16 protein-coding genes are annotated in these 18,689 nt (G+C 58.6%); 14 read left to right on the top strand and 2 right to left on the bottom strand.

The window, feature by feature from the left end:
• Positions 1 to 12: 12 nt before the first annotated feature.
• On the bottom strand, positions 13 to 333 hold the full coding sequence (locus tag ACUTJJ_RS12565; RefSeq protein WP_144578645.1) for a hypothetical protein: 321 nt from the start codon (positions 331 to 333) through the stop codon (positions 13 to 15).
• A 296-nt stretch (positions 334 to 629) separates the two neighbouring features.
• Between ACUTJJ_RS12565 and ACUTJJ_RS12560 the strand changes: the two genes are divergently transcribed.
• From ACUTJJ_RS12560 to ACUTJJ_RS12530, 7 genes are all read left to right on the top strand, one after another.
• Positions 630 to 1,433 (top strand): transporter substrate-binding domain-containing protein, encoded by an 804-nt coding sequence (locus ACUTJJ_RS12560; protein ID WP_063951674.1) that lies wholly within the window; start codon positions 630 to 632, stop codon positions 1,431 to 1,433.
• A 66-nt stretch (positions 1,434 to 1,499) separates the two neighbouring features.
• Positions 1,500 to 2,204, top strand: a complete 705-nt coding sequence (locus ACUTJJ_RS12555) for an amino acid ABC transporter permease (protein ID WP_063951675.1) — start codon at positions 1,500 to 1,502, stop codon at positions 2,202 to 2,204.
• Positions 2,201 to 2,860, top strand: coding sequence for an amino acid ABC transporter permease (locus tag ACUTJJ_RS12550; protein ID WP_445542387.1), 660 nt, complete (start codon positions 2,201 to 2,203; stop codon positions 2,858 to 2,860). Before ACUTJJ_RS12555 ends, ACUTJJ_RS12550 begins: the two co-directional genes overlap by 4 nt.
• Positions 2,841 to 3,572 (top strand): amino acid ABC transporter ATP-binding protein, encoded by a 732-nt coding sequence (locus ACUTJJ_RS12545; RefSeq protein ID WP_445542386.1) that lies wholly within the window; start codon positions 2,841 to 2,843, stop codon positions 3,570 to 3,572. The genes ACUTJJ_RS12550 and ACUTJJ_RS12545 overlap by 20 nt, the downstream gene beginning before the upstream one ends.
• 23 nt (positions 3,573 to 3,595) lie before the next feature.
• Positions 3,596 to 4,531, top strand: coding sequence for a 2-hydroxyacid dehydrogenase (locus ACUTJJ_RS12540; RefSeq protein WP_445542385.1), 936 nt, complete (start codon positions 3,596 to 3,598; stop codon positions 4,529 to 4,531).
• Positions 4,532 to 4,760: 229 nt separating this feature from the next.
• Positions 4,761 to 6,923 (top strand): putative bifunctional diguanylate cyclase/phosphodiesterase, encoded by a 2,163-nt coding sequence (locus ACUTJJ_RS12535; RefSeq protein WP_445542384.1) that lies wholly within the window; start codon positions 4,761 to 4,763, stop codon positions 6,921 to 6,923.
• A 447-nt stretch (positions 6,924 to 7,370) separates the two neighbouring features.
• Positions 7,371 to 8,414, top strand: coding sequence for a porin (locus tag ACUTJJ_RS12530; protein ID WP_445542383.1), 1,044 nt, complete (start codon positions 7,371 to 7,373; stop codon positions 8,412 to 8,414).
• 189 nt (positions 8,415 to 8,603) lie between these two features.
• On the opposite strand, the gene ACUTJJ_RS12525 is transcribed toward ACUTJJ_RS12530, so the two are convergent.
• On the bottom strand, positions 8,604 to 10,121 hold the full coding sequence (locus ACUTJJ_RS12525; RefSeq protein ID WP_445542382.1) for an amidohydrolase family protein: 1,518 nt from the start codon (positions 10,119 to 10,121) through the stop codon (positions 8,604 to 8,606).
• 164 nt (positions 10,122 to 10,285) lie between these two features.
• Here ACUTJJ_RS12525 and ACUTJJ_RS12520 point away from each other — a divergent pair, with 164 nt between their 5' ends.
• The 7 genes from ACUTJJ_RS12520 (at position 10,286) to ACUTJJ_RS12490 (ending at position 18,683) form a co-directional block, all read left to right on the top strand.
• The gene (locus ACUTJJ_RS12520) at positions 10,286 to 11,851 is read left to right on the top strand and encodes an ABC transporter substrate-binding protein (RefSeq protein WP_063951682.1); all 1,566 of its coding nucleotides are present in this window, start codon (positions 10,286 to 10,288) and stop codon (positions 11,849 to 11,851) included.
• A 210-nt stretch (positions 11,852 to 12,061) separates the two neighbouring features.
• Positions 12,062 to 13,030, top strand: coding sequence for an ABC transporter permease (locus tag ACUTJJ_RS12515; RefSeq protein ID WP_445542381.1), 969 nt, complete (start codon positions 12,062 to 12,064; stop codon positions 13,028 to 13,030).
• 18 nt (positions 13,031 to 13,048) lie between these two features.
• On the top strand, positions 13,049 to 13,996 hold the full coding sequence (locus ACUTJJ_RS12510; protein ID WP_063951684.1) for an ABC transporter permease: 948 nt from the start codon (positions 13,049 to 13,051) through the stop codon (positions 13,994 to 13,996).
• 5 nt (positions 13,997 to 14,001) lie between these two features.
• Positions 14,002 to 15,195, top strand: a complete 1,194-nt coding sequence (locus tag ACUTJJ_RS12505; RefSeq protein WP_445542380.1) for an amidohydrolase family protein — start codon at positions 14,002 to 14,004, stop codon at positions 15,193 to 15,195.
• Positions 15,195 to 16,688: an amidohydrolase family protein gene (locus tag ACUTJJ_RS12500; RefSeq protein WP_445542379.1), complete on the top strand. Its 1,494-nt coding sequence runs from the start codon at positions 15,195 to 15,197 to the stop codon at positions 16,686 to 16,688. Before ACUTJJ_RS12505 ends, ACUTJJ_RS12500 begins: the two co-directional genes overlap by 1 nt.
• Entirely contained in the window at positions 16,681 to 17,664 is a 984-nt protein-coding gene (locus ACUTJJ_RS12495; protein WP_004444579.1) for an ABC transporter ATP-binding protein, read from the top strand. Before ACUTJJ_RS12500 ends, ACUTJJ_RS12495 begins: the two co-directional genes overlap by 8 nt.
• Entirely contained in the window at positions 17,661 to 18,683 is a 1,023-nt protein-coding gene (locus ACUTJJ_RS12490; RefSeq protein WP_445542378.1) for an ABC transporter ATP-binding protein, read from the top strand. The genes ACUTJJ_RS12495 and ACUTJJ_RS12490 overlap by 4 nt, the downstream gene beginning before the upstream one ends.
• The last annotated feature ends 6 nt before the right edge of the window (positions 18,684 to 18,689 follow it).

Genomic DNA, 18,689 nt, shown 5'->3' with positions numbered 1-18,689 from the left:
CGTGCACCGGATTTATGCGACGCGGCTATAGACCAGATGGTAAAAACGCCCGTCGCACATGCTCATCATCTCGTCCGTCAGCACCCGGCCTTCCAGCCGGACGGGGGAAACCAGCGCTTCTTCCACCGCCTCCATCGACGGATAGTCTATTTCCTGCACCATGATGATTGAGGCCGCGTCCGGATCGGTGCGTTCGGTGCGCATCACCCGCACGGCCTGTGCATTCGGCATACGTTTCCAGACTGGCAGCAATTTTTCCTCGACGATGCGGAAGAACTCCTCCTCCCGGCCGGGGTGGATCTTGCCTTCGAAAATTGCCGAGCGTGTATACATGGTTTTCCTCCCGAATGACTGTCCAATGCAACAGGGCCGCAGATCAGACTTGCAATGATACCGATAACATGCATTATTGATCCTGCCAAGAACGAGAGAGAGTGTCGACAAGAGGAAAATCGATCGCCCCGATAAAATGCTGAAAAAGAACGAAAAATGTCGTCGTTTCGAGCTTTCGTTCTTTCTTGGGAGGAGTTTTTGTCAATCGCGGTAAAATGTTATCGAGAACATTTTTCGCTTTGCGCAAGATCGCTGTTCCGCGTGGGGCAGCCGCTTAAAAGGTTGGAGGAGAGACCATGAGCATATCCAGATTTTTGAAAAACATGACCGTTGCCGTCGGTGTTGCCGCAGCGGCACTTGCCGCCAGCACATCCGCTCATGCTGTCTCGCTTAGCGAGATCACGGCGCGCGGCAAGGTCAAGATCGGCGTTCTGACCGGTGCACCGCCCATGGGCATGGTGGATGAGAAGGGCAATCCTTCCGGTTATGACGTCGATGTCGCCAATCTCATCGGTTCCTACCTGTCTCTGCCGGTCGAACTGGTGCCGTTGACGCCGCCGGCGCGTATTCCCGCGCTTCAGACCGGCAAGGTCGACTTCCTTGTCGCGACGCTCGCCCCGACCGGCGAACGCGCCAAGACCGTGATGTTCACGCAGCCTTACAGCGCCTTCAACATGGATATCATCTCCGGCAAGGACCAGAAGTTCGAAAATCTCGACAGCCTCAAGGGCAAGCGCGTTTCGGTCAATCGCGGTTCCTCGCAGGAAACCGCGCTGCGCAAGGCCAATATCGAAGGTCTGGAAATCGTTGTCTACGAGGACGATTCCACCAGCGCCCAGGCACTGCTTGCAGGTCAGGTCGATGCCGTGGCACTGCCCTCCACAGTCGGCGAGGCGATCATCAAACAGCGTCCGGAAGCCGGTCTGCAGGTTGGGTTCACCTTCTTCCAGCAGGGCAACTCCATGGCGACGAAGCTCGAGGATTTCGAGCTGCGCCAGTGGCTGAACACCTCCATCTATCTCATGAAGATGTCCGGCGATCTCGACCGCATCTCGGTCAAGTGGACCGGCCGTCCGCTGCCGCAATTGCCAAGCTTCTGATTGAGCCTTTCAACGCGCCCGCCGGGAAGGCTTCCGGCGGGACGGGAAATGTCAACGGAGTGACGCATGTCCTACACATTCCAATTCGGCGCACTCGCCCAATATCAGAATGAGATTCTGAACGGCATATGGCTGACGATCAAACTGTCGGTCCTCTCCATCGTGCTCGGCTGCGCTTTCGGCATTCTTCTCGCTTCGCTTCGCTCCATCAATGGCGGCATCGTCCGCATCATCGTGGACGCTTATGTCGAGGTGATCCGCAATACGCCGTTTCTCGTGCAACTGTTCATCGTCTATTTTGGCCTTCCGGGCCTGGGCTTTCGCGTCGGGGCGGATACCGCGGCGCTGATCGGCATGACGATCAATCTCGCGGCCTATTCGACGGAAATCATCCGCGCCGGCATCGAGGCGGTGCACAAGTCGCAGATCGAGGCGGGCGAGGCGCTGGGCTTCACCAAGTACCAGATCTATCGCCACGTCATCATCGTGCCTGCCATCGCCAAGGTCTATCCGTCACTCTGCAGCCAGTTCGTGCTGATGATGCTGGCATCGAGCATATGTTCGGCCATTTCCACCCATGAGCTTGCGGCGGCCGCAGCCTTCGTGGAATCGCAAACCTATCGCTCCTTCGAGGTCTATATCGTCGTCACGCTCATCTATCTGGCGCTGGCGCTTTCGTTGCGGCTCATCCTTGCCCTTGTCGGCATGTGGCTGTTTGGCCGTCGTGTCGCCCGCAAGACGATAACCGCTTTGCCGGAGGTGCAGTCATGACCCTTAGAACTTTCGGCTGGAACGAATTCGGCTTCCTTTTGACCGCCCTGCAATGGACCGTGCTTCTGACGATCATTGCGCTGATCGGCGGCGGCATTGTCGGCTTCTTTATCGCTCTTGCCCGCACCTCGGACAGCAAGCTGCTGCGCATTGCCGCCGGCACCTATATCCAGGTCATTCAGGGGATTCCGGTGCTGATGATCCTGTTCCTGTCCTATTACGGCCTCAGCCTTGCCGGGCTGGAACTGCCGCCGCTTTTTGCCGCCGGCGCGTCGATGACCATCTATACGTCAGGTTATCTCGCCGAAATCTGGCGCGGCTGCATTCAGGCGGTGCCGAAGCAGCAATGGGAAGCGTCGGAATCGCTCGCTCTCACCCGCGCCCAGCAGTATCGCTACGTCATCCTGCCGCAGGCGATCCGCATTTCGCTACCGCCGACCGTCGGTTTTGCCGTTCAGGTCGTCAAGAACACGTCCATCGCATCGATCATCGGTTTCGTCGAACTGGCAAGAGCAGGGCAACTCATCAACAATGCCACGTTCCAGCCGTTCCGCGTCTTCGTCGCGGTGGCCGTTCTTTATTTCATCGTCTGCTACCCGTTGTCCCAGCTGTCGCGTTGGCTGGAAAGGAGGCTTCATGCCGGAAGTAATCGTTGAAAACGTTCATAAGAGCTTTGGTGCCCTGGAAGTCCTCAAAGGCGCGTCGCTTTCGGTCGGTCGCGGCGAAGTCTTTGCCCTCATTGGCCGTTCGGGCTCGGGCAAGAGCACACTTCTGCGCTGCATGAACGGGCTGGAAAAGATCAATTCCGGCCGCATAGAAATCGCCGGTCATGCGATCGGCGAAGATGCCAAGGCTCTGCGCAAGCTGCGCACCGACGTCGGCATCGTGTTCCAGAGCTACAATCTTTTCCCGCACCTGACGGTCGGCGAAAACATCATGCTGGCGCCGCGCATCGTCAAGGATGTGCCAAAATCGGAAACCAAGGATATCGCCCGCGAAGTCCTGCAGCTGGTCGGCCTTTCGGAGAAATTCGATTCCTATCCCGACCAGCTGTCCGGTGGCCAACAGCAGCGCGTCGCCATTGCCCGCTCGCTTGCCATGCGGCCGAAAGTGATGCTGTTCGACGAAGTGACCTCGGCGCTCGATCCCGAACTGACCGAGGAAGTGCTGACCGTGATGGAGAACCTCGCCAAGGACGGCATGACCATGATCCTCGTGACCCACGAAATGGCCTTCGCGCGCCGCGTGGCGACGCAAACCATCTTCATGCACAAGGGCAAGATCTGGGAAGAGGGTCGCTCGTCCGAGCTCTTTGCCAATCCGCAAACGCCGGAACTCCGGCAGTTCGTCAAGGCCGATGTGAAGTAGCTCACCGGCTCAAAGGAAAATTCATGACCCCTGAAATCCTGCAACTTTGCCCGCTCATCCCGGCACTCGAACAAGAACTCGCACAGCGCTTTACGGTACATCGCCTGTTTGAAGCCACAGACAAAGCTGCTTTCCTAGCCAAGCACGGCGGCGCAATCCGCGGCGTTGTCACTGGCGGCCATATCGGTCTGCCTGCGGATATAGGTGCTGCGCTCCCCAGCCTTGAAATTGTCGCCATTAATGGGGTGGGTTTCGACAAGGTTGACCTGGCTGAAGCCAGAAAACGTGGGTTTCATGTCTCCAATACGCCCGACGTGCTGACGGCGGATGTGGCCGACCTTGCGCTGGGCCTCATACTGGCACAGGCGCGAAAGCTGCCGCAGGCGGACCAATATGTCCGAACGGGGCAATGGCTGAAGGGCGACATGGGCCTTTCCACACGGGTGGCCGGTCGCCGCTACGGCATTTTCGGCCTTGGCCGCATCGGTCAGGCGATCGCAAAGCGGTTGGAGGGTTTTGACGGGAAGATATCCTACACCGCCAGAAGCCGACGTGAGGTCGCTTATGATTATTACGGCAGCATAGAAGACCTTGCTGCCAATTGCGACGTCCTCATCATCGCCGCCGCTGCCACCGCCGAAACACGGCACATCGTCAATGCCGATGTGCTGAGGGCACTAGGGCCTCAGGGCATACTCGTCAACGTGGCGCGCGGTTCGCTGGTGGATGAGAAGGCGCTCATCGAGGCGCTATCGAAAGGCGCGATCGGCGGCGCGGCGCTGGATGTGTTCGAAGAAGAGCCGCGCGTGCCTGAAGCGCTGTTTGCCTTCGATACGGTCATCCTTGCCCCGCATGTCGGCAGCGGCACGCACCAAACCCGGCGTGCCATGGCAGATCTGGTTCTCGCCAATCTTGACGCGCATTTTGCCGGTCAGGAATTGCCGACCCCTGTCGTTTGATACAATTTCTGAACACTGGCCATTGTTACGGCGCGGATTTTGTCCGCGCCGTTTCGCGTGACGCATCCACCGATCTGCTCTCGGTCCCGGAAAGACGGCGATTTACGCCTCGTTTCGAACCGCCGTTCACATTTATATAATATGTATAATCCTACTATTCTGCTTTCTTATAAAGCAATGAGGCGGAGTGGTGCGTTCCAAAGGCCCGAAGACACCCGAGCAGACCCGGATGTCGCGAAAAACTCGCAGGAGTGCCACGCCAGCCTCAGCTGCCGTTCGCGAAAACACCAATCCGTCCGACCGGCACGCCCTTTTGGAAGCGATGATCGATCACGTGCCGGATTTCATTTACGCCAAGGATCTGGAAGGGCGCTTCCTTTTCGCCAATCGTGCCATCGTCAATGAGAACGGTTTTGACACGGTCGAGCAGCTTATCGGGCTCACCGACTACGAGATTCACGGGGAAGCGGCTAATATCGCCGGCATTCCCGACACCGAATCGCGCGTGATGCGCACTGGCAAGGCGGATCTTGGATATGAAGAACGCGCCATGCGTGGCGATGTTGATCGCTGGCTCATGATGTCCCGCGTGCCGCTTAGGGACAAGGCGGGCAACATCATCGGTGTGGTCGGCGCCTCGCGGGATATTACCCAGAAAAAAGCGTCGGAAAGACTGCTTCAGGCACAGGCGCATATTCTCGAAATGATTGTCGCGGCCGCCCGCATCGAGGATTTTCTCGAAGAATTCGTGAAGGCTATTGAAAATCTGGCAACCGGACTGGCCTGCGCCGTGCGGGTATTCGATGCTGCGGAGGGAGAACCGTCCGTTTATGTTTCGCCGGCTCTGGCGCAGCAAAAGGGACTGATCGCGCTTCTCTCCAGCGTCAGCGACCCCGACGGCCTAACCCACTCCGCCGAAGATGTGGCCTTTAGTTTCGATATCCCCGAAAGCGGGGGCAAGGCGCACGGTTTCGTCTGGTGTATGCTGGCCGGCCGTCTGCCGGATCCTGCGCTCCTCGAATTCATCGGCGCGGCGGCGCGCATGGCGGGCCTTGCCATTGACCGAAAGAGGGCAGCGGAACACATCGCGTTTCTCGCCGATCACGATATGCTGACCCGGCTGCCGAACCGCCGTTTTCTCGATACCAGGCTACCTGAAATATTGCAGACGGCCGGGAAAACGAAGGGAAGGGTGGCCGTCTGCTTTCTTGATCTCGACAATTTCAAGCAAATCAACGATACGCTCGGCCACAGCATCGGGGACGCGCTTCTTTCAAAGACCGCGTCGCGCATTGCCAAAGCGCTGCGTAAAAGCGATCTGGTTCTGAGGGTTGGCGGCGATGAATTCGTTATCGTTCTTGACGTACGCCAAGAAGATGTCGAAACGCGGCTGCACCGCATCCGCGCTGCTGTTTCACAACCTCTGCGTATCGGCAATTACGATATCAAGGTCACATGCAGCATCGGAATGGCGTTTTTCCCGGAGCATGGAAAGAACACGGCGGAGATCGTCGCGGCCGCCGATCTTGCCATGTATGAAGCCAAACATAGCGGGCGTGACAAGATTGCCACCTTTACCCCCAACATGGCGGAGGATCTGAAAAAGAAGGTCAACCGCATCGAGGAACTGCGCAAGGCCGTAACGCGCGACGAGTTCGTGCTACACTTCCAGCCGCAGATCAATCTTGCGAGCGGCGTAATGAATGGTGTCGAAGCGCTGGTGCGCTGGCAGCACCCGACGGAAGGTCTGCTTGCTCCCTCGGAATTCATCGGACTTGCGGAAGAAACCGGCCTGATCGTCGAACTCGGCGAAAGCATCCTGCGCAAGGCCTGTCATCAGGCGCAGGCATGGGCGGCCGCCGGGCTTCCGCCCGTCAAGATGGCGGTCAATATTTCGCCGCGGCAGTTTCAGGGCGGGCTGCTTGAACAGATAAGGGCCGCGCTGAAGGAAACCGGACTTCCGGCATCGCTTCTAGAAATCGAAATCACTGAGACGCTCATCATTCAGGACGTTGACGCATCCGTGCGCATCATGCGGGCCATCAAGGACATGGGGGTGAGCCTCGCGCTGGATGATTTTGGGGTCGGTTACTCCTGCCTCGGTATGCTCAAGACCTTTCCTCTCTCCTGCATGAAGATCGACCGCTCCTTCCTCGCCCACCTGCCTGGTAATGCCAAGGACAGTGCCATCGTCTCGATCATGATCCAGCTTGCCAGCTCGCTGGGTATCGATGTCATCGCCGAAGGCGTGGAGACCGGTGAGCAGTCGAAATTTCTGCGGGACGCCGGGTGCCCCTGTGGTCAGGGCTATTATTTCAGCCCGCCGGTGCCCGCTCAGGCGATCGCGGCCATGCTGGCGCAAAGCTCGATTTTCCCAAACGGGGCATCCTAAGCCAGCCGCTAAATTGCGGCACATTGCTGACCATTTAAGAACGGACGTGCGCCCCGACCTGGGTGGCCGGCATTTCCTGTCATCGCCTTTTCTTGTTTCCCAACTGCAACATCCCCACGGCAGCATAAGTCGCAGCTTTCGCGGCCCGGCGACACCGTGCCGCCCACCTGCTTCGATTAAGTATATTATAAAATAATGCATCAGCAATTTAGTACAAAAATATAGAATAAAAAAACTAATTACTTTATTTACAACTTTTAATTTGTTGTAATTTTACTACGACATTCTGAACGATACTTTATCAGTATTTCGATTTTGACGATTTTAATTGCGAGTCGCTGATGATTTCTGTCATTTGCTTAGTCAGCGCAGGGGAGGCGGGCGGCAGGGAAAGACCAGCCCTCAAATTTGCGCACTCGTTGAAAAATTTTTGACTGGAGATTTCAAATGAACATCAAGAGCCTTCTCATCGGCTCCGCTGCGGCCCTCGCAGCAGTATCCGGCGCTCACGCTGCCGACGCTATCGTCGCTGCTAAGCCTGAGCCCCTGGAATACGTTCGCGTTTGCGACGCTTTCGGCGCCGGCTTCTTCTACATCCCAGGCACCGAAACCTGCCTGAAGTACCAGGGCTACGTGCGTTTCCAGACTGACTTCGGTCGCGATAAATCCGGCAAGTCCGACTGGGATTCCTTCACACGTGCGCAGTTCGAAGTTGACACCCGCACCGACACCGAGCTCGGTGCTCTTCGTGGCTTCATCGGCTTCCAGGGCAGTGCTGACACCGGATCGGCAGCCGCTTCTGCGACCAATTCCAATGATAAGGGTTCGGCGGTTTTCGTTGACCAGGCCTTCATTGAACTCGCCGGCCTCAAGGTTGGTAAGTTCACCAGCTGGTGGGACGATGGTATTGGTGGTGAAACCGACGAACTGTCGTCGAACTCCAAGTTCAACTCCATTCGTTACACCTATGACGCAGGTTCGTTCTGGGCTGGCGTTTCGGTTGACGAGCTGGAAGGCATTTCTGTTGGCTCCTTCAACAAGAGCGACAACAATGTGGGCGTAGCTGCCGGCGTTGGTGCAAAGTTCGACAGCGTATCCTTCGCTCTTATCGGCGGTTATGACACCGATCGTGAGAATGGTGCCGTTCGCCTCATCGCAGAAGCTGGCGTTGGTCCGGGCACGCTCGCGCTGGCTGGTGTCTGGGCTTCCGGTGCAAACGCGTATTACAACGTTTCCGAATGGGCCGTTGCTGCATCCTACGCCCTCAAGGCAACCGATAAGCTGAAGATCACTCCCGGCGTTCAGTATTACGGCAGCTATGGCCTCGCTTCCTGGGATAATTTCTCGAACAACGATGCCTGGAAGGCCGGTCTGACGGTCGATTACAAAATCACCGACGGCCTCTCCACGAGGCTGGCGGCGAACTACCTCGACGTCGAAAAGAAGCCTGAGGCTTGGACCGGTTTCGTTCGTCTCGAGCGTTCGTTCTGATCCTCTGAATAAAAAATATAGTTGGGTTAGGCAACTCAGATCCACCCTGTTCCCGGACAGGTGAGCCACTAGCTCCAGTCAAAGTTCCTGACATGATGTCAGGTTTGCTTCCCGGTCCACTCCAGGCCGGGGAGTTTTTGTCGTGAAGCTGACGGTATTACAAATGAGGATTTGCCGTAGCCTGTTGTTCTATCGGTTCTGATCGAGTCCATGCTCGCCCGCGCGATCGCTTGCATCTTCCGGTGGACGCGGAGGGTGCACCGGTTCGTCAAATGTGCGCAGCAGCCGGCCCCAGCCGGGATCATGCATATGTGATCTCAGCCCGGCCCGCTCCGTCAGCGCCGTGGCTTCCTGCTGGCCAAAGGCAATGGCAGCATCGACATCTGCCGTCAGCACCCGTCCGTTTTCCATCAGCAGTTTGCCGTCCACAAATACGGTATCGACATCGCTTCCGAGAACCTGATGCACCAACCGATGAACAGGCATCCACATGGGCATGAGGTGCGGTTTGCGCATATCGATGATGACGACGTCAGCCTTCTTGCCGATTTCGAGCGAACCGATCTCGTCCTCCATGCCGATGGCATGGGCGGCATCGATGGTGATCATCTCAAATATCTTGCCGGGCGGAAGCAGGTAGCGGTCGTGATTGTGCAGGAGATGTTGCGTGAACTGTGTAAGGCGCGCCGTCTGCAACATGTCGAAATGGCGGCTGGGGGCCGCGCCATCGGTGGTGATGGCGACACGAATGCCTTTCGACATCATGTCCATGATGGGGGTCGCGCGGCCCGGTGGCGCGTGGGTCACGCGGGTGCCGGTTTGCGCCAGGATGTCGATCTCGTCATGGGAGATGCCCCAGCAGTGCTGAAGGTGAATGTCAGGGCCGAGCAGGGCATTTTCCTTGTCCTGAAACGCCATGCGGATTTGCCCCGCAAAGGCGTCAGAATGAAGCCTCACACCTGTCTTGCGCGCCATCTCGCGTATCCGGCGGGCCTGCATCCTGTCGCCTTCGGTCAGTTTCACAGCCTGATCGGGTGTCGATGCATTTGATGGTTCGACCGAAGGCACGATGGTGAAAGGCGTCAGGAAAACGCTGATGCGGCCATCGGCGCTGCCGTGCAATGCTTCGATCACCGCTTCGCTGCCCTCCATCATCTCGTCGAAGCTCACGTCGCGACGCTCTGGCGAACCGCTCTCCCACCGCGTAACCGGATGCGGCCAGGGGAGGCCCGACGGCCCGACGCAGATGATTTCGCGAAGGCCGATTTCGCTATAGGCGCGGGCATGGTTGATGGCGAAGACGGGGTCATCCGCGCGTGGCATCGAGGAGATGATGCTCGCCCCGGTCGTCACCCCGGCGCGCAACCGTTCAATGCCGGAAATCAACCCGTCCGCATACCAGTAATCGCGGGTCACGTAGTGATAATAGGTGGGGGTGATGATTTTCATCCACATTGCATTGGTGTCCGCTGCAATGCTGCGAAGAAGCGCGTGGCCAGCATGGCCATGAGCATCGATCAGGCCGGGGATGATCAGCTTTCCCCGGCAGTCGATATTTTGTTTGTCGGTGTGCCGAGACTGGAGATCTTGCGCAGCGCCGATGTCGACAATCCTGTCGCCCTCGATGGCCAATGCGCCGTCTTCAATCATGCGTCTCTCTCTGTCGACCGTGACGATCGTTCCGTGCAGCAGCAGAAAGCCTGTCATATTTCGTCCTCCCTGAATTTCAGCCCGTATCCAAAAACATACGATTTCGAGTACGATAATTGTCAACAATATTATTGACAATAAGCCTGGGCGAAACAATACTCCCTCTGCCAGACCGGACCGCCTTGCGGTCTTTCAACGATTTATAAAAAAGGGGGGATCAAATGTCCCGTATCAGAAGTTTCGTCCTGGCGGCCATGGCTGCCGCCGCCATTGCCGTTCCCGCCAATGCCGAGACCCTTCGCTGGGGCGGTCGCGCCGATCTTTATTCACTAGACCCCTATTCGGTGCCGTCGACGTCCAACCTGGCTTTTCTGAACCATATTTACGAGGGCCTCGTTCGCTACGGGCCGGATTTTCAGATCGAGCCCGCACTTGCCACCGAGTGGAAGCTGATTGATGGAAAGACCTGGCGCTTCACCCTGCGCAAGGGTGTGAAGTTCCATGACGGCGCAGACTTTACCGCCGATGACGTCGTCGCATCTTTCACACGCGCTTCGGACGCAACCTCGCCGCTGCGTGGCAATATTCCGATTTACGCTGGCGTCAAAAAGGTCGACGACTACACGGTTGACCTCGATGTCAACGCGCCTACCTCGCTCTTTCTGAACGACATAACCAACATCTTCATTTTCAACGCCAAGTGGTTGAAAGATAACAATAGTGAGAAGCCTACCGACTTCGCGTCGAAGGTTGATGGCTACACCACCATGCACACCAATGGGACCGGCCCCTTCAAGCTGGAGAGCCGCGTTCCGGACAGCAAAACTGTTCTCGTTGCGAATGAAGGCTGGTGGGACCAGAAGAAGCACAATCTCGACCGCATCGAATTCGTGCCTATTGCATCTGCTGCGACACGCGTTGCGGCACTGCTGTCGGGTGAAATCGACCTTATCGATTCCGCTCCGATCCAGGATTTGCCGCGCCTGGAATCCTCGCCCAATATCTCGGTCAAGAAACGCACCGAGCTTCGCACGCTCTTCATCGGCTTCAATCGCCGCGAAAAGCTCGAGAATGGCCAGCCGAATCCCTTCAATGATCTGCGTGTCCGTCAGGCCTTCGAAGCATCGATCGATCGAGACCTGATTAACAAAAAAGTCATGCGTGGTCTTGCAAGACCTTCTGGTTCGCTGATCGCGCCCGAAATTGCGGGCTACGCCAAGTCGCTTGATACCTTTGAACCGGCCGATCCGGCCAAGGCGCAGAAGCTGCTTGCCGATGCCGGCATGAAGAACCTCGCCTTCACCTATACCTGCATGAATGACGAGAGCGTCAATGAGGAGGATATCTGCTCGGGCGTTGCCAACATGTTGAAGCGCGGCGGCTTCCAGCCGACGATCGATATTGCGCCACGTTCGGTACAGTCACCCAAGCGCAATGGCGGCAAGGCCGACGTCTTCAACCTCAGCTGGGCGAACGAGCCGACGCTGGACGCCTTCTCGATGCTGTCGCAGATCCTCTCCACCCGCAAGGGTGCGATGGGCGTCTCCAATTATGGCGGCTGGTCCAACCCGGAAATTGACAAGCTTGTCGCGCAGGCGGCGCAGGAGCAGGACAATACGAAGCGCCTGGCGCTTGAAGAAGCTGCGCTGAAGATCGCCAAGGACGAGACCATGCTCGTGCCGTTGCACCAGCAGCCGATTGCCTGGGCTATGCTGGCAAAGGTCAAAAGTGTCGACTTCCGTGCCGACAACAAGCCACGCCATTGGCTGACCCAGGTCGACAAGTAAGACGCGTTGTTGAGGCGCCGGCCCAGGCCGAGCGCCTCAGTTGCTTGGCGGTTAACCGGTCCGGGATCAGGGTGAATCCGCGTCGAAATTGTCGACAAAGTTGTATGTTGTTGCGGCTAAGTCAGGCCGTGAAATCTTTGGCCCATCTCTGGAAGAGAGTGATCGAACCTGAAAGCCCGCGTGGCTCAGGCTCGCGTCCGAGAGGTAACAATGCTGGTTTTCATCATCAAGCGTTTGGGAAATGCCGTGCTCGTCATGCTTTCCGTCGCGCTTCTCGCCTTTCTCATTTTTCGGCTGGCGGGCGATCCCGTCGAACTGATGGTCGGCGAACAGACCTCGCAGGAAGATCGTGCCGCGCTACGTGAACGGCTGGGCCTCAATGACAGCCTGCCGACCCAATATCTGCGATTTGTGAAAGATGCAGCGGAGGGTAATTTCGGTGTTTCCTACCGCAATGGGCAGCAGGTTCTACCGTTGATCGCCGAAAGGTTTCCCGCAACGCTTGAGCTGGTGCTGGTTGCCACCATCATATCGCTGGTCGTCGGTCTGCCTCTCGGCGTTCTGACGGCGATCCGGCGCGGAAAATGGTATACGGAGGGCCTGCAATTCCTGTCGATTGTCGGCGTTTCGCTGCCGAGCTTCGTTGTCGGCATCCTTCTCATTCTGGTCTTTTCCGTTTCCCTCGGCTGGGCACCGGCCTTCGGTCGCGGCGATGTCGTTCAGCTCGGCTGGTGGTCGACAGGGCTTTTGACCTCATCCGGACGCGCGGCCCTCATTCTTCCGGCCATTGCCCTTTCGCTGTACCAGATCACGCTTGTCATGCGTCTGGTGCGGGCGGAAATGCTTGAAGTTCTGCGGTCCGATTTCGTGAAATTTGCACGGGCTCGCGGTATCCCACGCTGGCGGATCTATTTCCGTCATGCGCTGCGCAACTGTCTGATGCCGGTGGTGACATTGACGACGATGAATGTGGGCTCGCTCATCGCCTTCGCGCTCATCACGGAAACGGTGTTTCAGTGGCCGGGCATGGGCATGTTATTCATCCAGGCGGTCACCTTCCTCGATATCCCCGTCATGGCGGCCTATCTCTGCATCATCTCCTTCATCTTCGTAGTCCTCAACACGCTCGTTGATATCGCCTATGCGGTCATCGATCCGCGTCTGCGCGCCGCGCGCTAACCGAAGGGAGCCGGTTTCATGACAGACCTTTCGCAAACGGAAAAATCCGCCCGCCGGTCGCTTTTCAGTCGCATGCGTGACAGCGATCTCTACTGGTCCTTCAGCCGCAGCAAATCGGCAAAGATCAGCGCGCTCATCCTGACAATCCTCATCCTCGCCGCTGTCTTCGCGCCGTGGATTGCACCCCAGAATCCCTATGATGGCGCCTCGCTGGACATGTGGCAGGCCGAGCTGCCGCCGATCTGGCAGGAGGGCGGCGAATGGCCGTTTCTCTTGGGAACAGATACGCAGGGACGCGACATGCTCTCGGCCATTCTTTACGGCACACGCATCTCCATCGTCATCGGCGTTGCCTCCGTGCTGCTTTCGCTCGTCATCGGCATGACGGCAGGTCTGGTGGCGGGGTACTTCGGTGGTTTTGCCGATGGCCTCCTGATGCGCATCGGTGACATCACGCTCTCCATCCCGACCATTCTCGTGGCGATCCTCGTCTCCACTGTCGTCCGCCAGATGCTGCCCGACAATCTGCGGGAGGTGGGGGCATCTGCCGTGCTCATTCTCGCCATCGCGCTTTCCGCATGGGTGCAATATGCCCGTACGGTGCGCGCCCAGGCCATCGTCGAAACTGGCAAGGACTATGTTCAGGCGGCAAAGCTGATCGGCGTCCCCGCCCGCCGCATCATGGCGGCGCATATCCTGCCCAATACGCTGACGCCGATCATGGTTGCCGCGACGCTCAATTTCGGCATGGCGATTCTTACCGAAGCAACCCTGTCCTTTCTCGGCATCGGCATGCCGCCAAGCCAGCCGTCGCTCGGCACGCTGATCCGTATCGGCAACCAGTTCTTGTTCTCCGGCTCCTGGTGGATCGTGCTGTTCCCTGTCTTCCAGCTCTGCCTGCTCGTCGTCACCGTTAACCTTTTGGGTGACTGGCTGCGCGATGCGCTCAATCCAAAACTGAGGTGAGTTCCATGCACGATCTTCTTCTTCGCAACGTAAGGCCCATGGCGGGCGAAGCCAGCGACATCATGATCAGGAACGGCAAGATTATCGGCTTCGGAAAGTTCGACGCCGAACCCGGCATGCCGATTGAGGATGGCAAGGGAGCAATTGCCGTCCCCGGTCTTGTCGATGCCCATACGCATCTGGACAAGACGACGTGGGGCATGCCCTGGCACGTCAACAATCGTGCTGCCATCCTGCGCGAGCGGATCGATTTCGAGCGGGAAAACCGCGTTCAGATCGGCATCGATCCGCATCGCCAGTCCATGCGCCATGCCATCGGGCTTGCGGCCAATGGCGGCACCCATATTCGCAGCCACGTCGATATCGACCCGACCCATGGGCTGAAGCTGGTCGAAGGCATCTGGGAAACACGGGAAAAGCTTGATGGCATCATCGATATCGAGGTCGTCGCCTTCCCGCAATCGGGCGTCATGGTCATGCCCGGCACGGTGGAGCTTCTCGATGAAGCCTTAAAGCAGGGCTGCGAGGTGCTTGGCGGCATCGATCCCTGTGGCATTGACCGCGATCCCAAGGGTCAGCTGGACATTCTTTTTCAGCTCGCGACAAAACACGGCGTGCCGATCGATATTCATCTGCACGAAGCCGCCGACCTCGGCGCCTTCACCATGGAGCTCATCTTCGAGCGCATCCGGGCAAACGGCATGCAGGGCAATGTTGCCATCAGCCACGCCTTCGCGCTCGGCATGAATGACTATCTTCGCGTCGGTAGGCTGATCGACGAGATTGCGCGGCTTGATGTCGCCATCCTGACCACGGGTGCGCCATCGGCAAGCGTGCCATCGATCATGCGCCTCAAGGAAGCGGGTGTGCGCGTTGGCGGTGGCTGTGATGGTATCCGCGATACATGGGGTCCGTGGGGACAGCCGGATATGCTGGATCGCGCCAAGATCATCGGCATGAAAAACGGCCTGCGTTCGGATATCGAACTTGCTCATGTGCTCTATGTCGTTTCCAAGGGCGGCGCCGATGTCATGGGCGTTGAAGATTACGGCCTGGAAATCGGCTGCGCTGCCGACTTTACCCTCTTGACCGGTGAAACGCTGGCGCAAGCCGTTGTCGATATCGCCCCCCGGCCACTGGTCGTCAAAGGCGGCCGCGTTACGGCGAGAGATGGCAAAGCCATTGTGGAGGCGCCGTGATGAGCGATGTTCTCAATTCGTTGCAACTTGGCAAAAGGCCGGAAGGACGGACGTTGCTGACAGCCAGCTGGGTTGTAGGGCACCGGGACGGTTCGCACCGGCTGCTTAAAAACGGCGAAGTTGTTTTCGAAGACGGCGAAATCGTCTTTGTCGGGCATCGATTTCCCGGAGAGGTCGCCCAGCGTATCGATTTTGGCAATGCGCTCGTCAGCCCCGGCCTGATCGATCTCGATGCGCTTTCCGATCTGGATACGACGATCCTCGGCATCGATCATCATCCGGGCTGGGCGAAGGGTCGTGTCTGGCCGCGCTCCTATGTCGAGGCTGGTCCTTACGAAATGTATTCCCCGGAAGAGCTTGCCTTTCAGAAGCGTTTCGCCTTCGGGCAGTTGCTCCTAAACGGCATCACCACGGCAGCCCCCATCGCATCGCTGTTTTATCGCGAGTGGGGGGAGACCGTGGCGGAGTTCGATGCTGCCGCGGATGCTGCCGGCGAACTTGGCCTGCGCGTTTATCTCAGCCCCGCCTTCCGTTCGGGTGGCATGGTGCTTGAGGAGCCGGGCCGCATGGTTCCGGTCTTTGATGAGCAGCGTGGCCTTCAGGGCCTCGCCGACGCGATCGCCTTCATCGAAAAGCAGAGTGGAAGGCACGGCGATCTGGTGCGCGGCATGCTCGCGCCGGATCGGGTGGAAACCTCCACTCTTGCGCTCATAGAGCGCACCGATGCGGCTGCCCGAGACCTCGGCTGCAAGTTCCGTCTCCATATGGCGCAGGGCGCCATGGAGGTCGATACGGTTCGCAAGCTCCACGGCTCGACCGCGCCAGTCTGGCTTGCCAAGGCGAGCCTGCTCAGCGAAAGGCTGATCGCCCCGCACGCCACCAATGCGACGGAGGAAGACCTGGCACTCTATGCGAAAAACGGCGTCTCCATCGTCCACTGTCCGCTGGTCTCGAGCCGTGGTGGCAGCACGCTCTCATCCTTCTCTTCCTGCCGCAAACGCGGCATCAACATTGCGATGGGAACGGATACGGCCCCGGCGGACATGTTGATGAATCTGCTCGTAGGGCTGATCACCTGCCGCATCAATGACGGTGCTCCGGACCAGATCCGCTGTGCCGATCTTTTCGATGCGGCCACACTTGGCGGCGCACGCGCGCTTGGGCGGTCTGACCTTGGCCATCTTTCGCCGGGTGCTAGGGCAGACATTGCCGTCTTTGACCTCGACGATACCGTCATGGCGCCGAGCATCGACCCGATCACCACGCTGGTGACCGGCGGCTCGGGCAAAGTCACGCGGGCCGTTTTTGTCGACGGCCGTCTTTCGATGCGTGAAAGGCAGGTCGCCCACATCGACATGCGGCGTGCCCGTGAACAGGCACAGGCGCAGTTCGGCCGCCTGATTGCAAAATATCCCGAACGGAGCTGGGCAAATCCGCCCGTCTCCGAAATCTTCCCTCCGAGCTATCCGGTGGAGGTTGCCCAGCATGGTTGATATGAACCAATCGGTTATCGATGTCCGCAATCTCAAGGTCGAGTTTCCCGGTCGTCGCGGGACCGTTACCGCCCTTTCCGATATCAGCCTTTCGATCCGGCCCGGTGAAATCCTGGGTGTCGTCGGTGAATCCGGCGCCGGTAAATCCATGACGGGCCTTGCCATCCAGGGCCTGCTCGAGAAACCTGGCCACATCGCCGATGGCGAAATATGGCTCGGGTCGCGGCGTATCGATCAACTGGATGACCGGGCGATGGAAAGCATTCGCGGCCGTGAGATCGGTGCGATCTTTCAGGACCCGCTGACCTCGCTCAATCCACTCTTTACGGTCGGTGCGCAGCTTGTCGAAACGATCCGCCAGCACCTGCCGCTGTCGAAAGCAGATGCCCGTGCACGGGCTGTTCAACTGTTGAAAGATGTCGGCATTCCATCACCTGCGGATCGTGTCGATCATTATCCGCACCAGTTTTCCGGCGGCATGCGCCAGCGTGTCGTGATTGCGCTCGCGCTCGCCGCCTCTCCAAAACTCATCATCGCCGACGAACCGACGACCGCGCTCGACGTCTCGATCCAGGCGCAGATCATTTCGCTGCTGCGGCGGCTGTGCAAGGAAAAGCAGACGGCGGTCATGCTCGTCACCCACGACATGGGCGTCATTGCCGAGGCTGCCGACCGGGTGGCGGTGCTTTATGCCGGCCGGCTGATAGAGGTGGGACCGGTCGAGCAGGTGCTGCACGAACCGCGCCACCCCTATACGCAGGGCCTGATGGCCTCCATTCCCTCGCTTGGTGCGCGGGTAGAGCGGCTGAACCAGATCGACGGCGCGATGCCACGTCTCGATGCAATTCCGCCCGGATGCGCATTCAATCCCCGCTGTGGATTTGCCGGGCCACGCTGTCGGCGGGAACGGCCTGAACTCGAAACCGTCGGCAACGGCGCCAGTGCGTGCTGGCTGAATGCAGGAGGCACAGCATGACACAATCCGCATCTCAAAAGGCAGCATTGGGCAAGCCGGCGTTGACGGTGAAGGGCCTGACGAAAACCTTCGACGTTTCGGCTCCGCTGCTCAACCGTATTATCGAGCGCAAACCCCGGCAATTCGTACAGGCGGTCAACGATATCGACTTTTCCGTTCCGGCCGGCGGCTGTCTTAGCATTGTCGGCGAGAGCGGCTGCGGAAAGTCGACCGTCGCCCGCCTCGTGACAGGGCTTTTCCGGCCAAGCGCCGGCGAGTTTCGTTTCGCGGCAGGCGGCAAGGGCAAACCCCTGTCGGCGCAGATGATCTTTCAGGATCCCTATGCCTCGCTCAATCCGCGCTGGCGGGTAAAGAACATCATCGCAGAGCCAATCCGTGAACTGAAGCTGCGCGCGACCAAGGCCGAAACGATGGCGCGCGTGGAGGAACTTCTAAACACTGTGGGGCTGTCGGCCTCTGACGGCGAAAAGTTTCCGCATGAGTTTTCCGGCGGCCAACGCCAGCGCATCTCCATTGCCCGCGCGTTGGCGAGCGAACCGGAATTCCTCGTCTGCGACGAGCCGACATCTGCGCTCGACGTGTCGGTGCAGGCGCAGGTGCTGAACCTTATGCGCCGCCTGCAGGATGAACTCGGCCTCACCTATCTCTTCATCAGCCACGACATGAGCGTTGTCCGTCACATGTCAGACCGTATCGCGGTGATGTATCTCGGGCGGATCGTGGAGGAGGGCGATACGGAAGAGCTTTTCGCCAATCCGCGCCATCCCTATACACGGCTGCTTCTCCAGACGATCCCCAATATCAAGACGCCGCAGCGGGACCGGGAGATTGTTGCCGGTGAAGTGCCAAGCCCTCTGAAGCCACCTTCGGGTTGCGCGTTTCACCCCCGTTGTCCGCTCGCAACGGCGCAATGTTCGGCAGAAGTCCCGAAGGTGAAATGCCTCGCCAACAGCACGCGGGTTGCCTGTCATCTGGTCGAAGATGACACGCAATGGGCGGGCGAGCGACAAAGCGCCTGAGCGGAA

The organism is Agrobacterium sp. DKPNP3 (assembly GCF_052686535.1).
The sequence above is the reverse complement of the archived record's forward strand: the minus strand, read 5'-3'. Positions and strand labels throughout refer to the sequence as shown.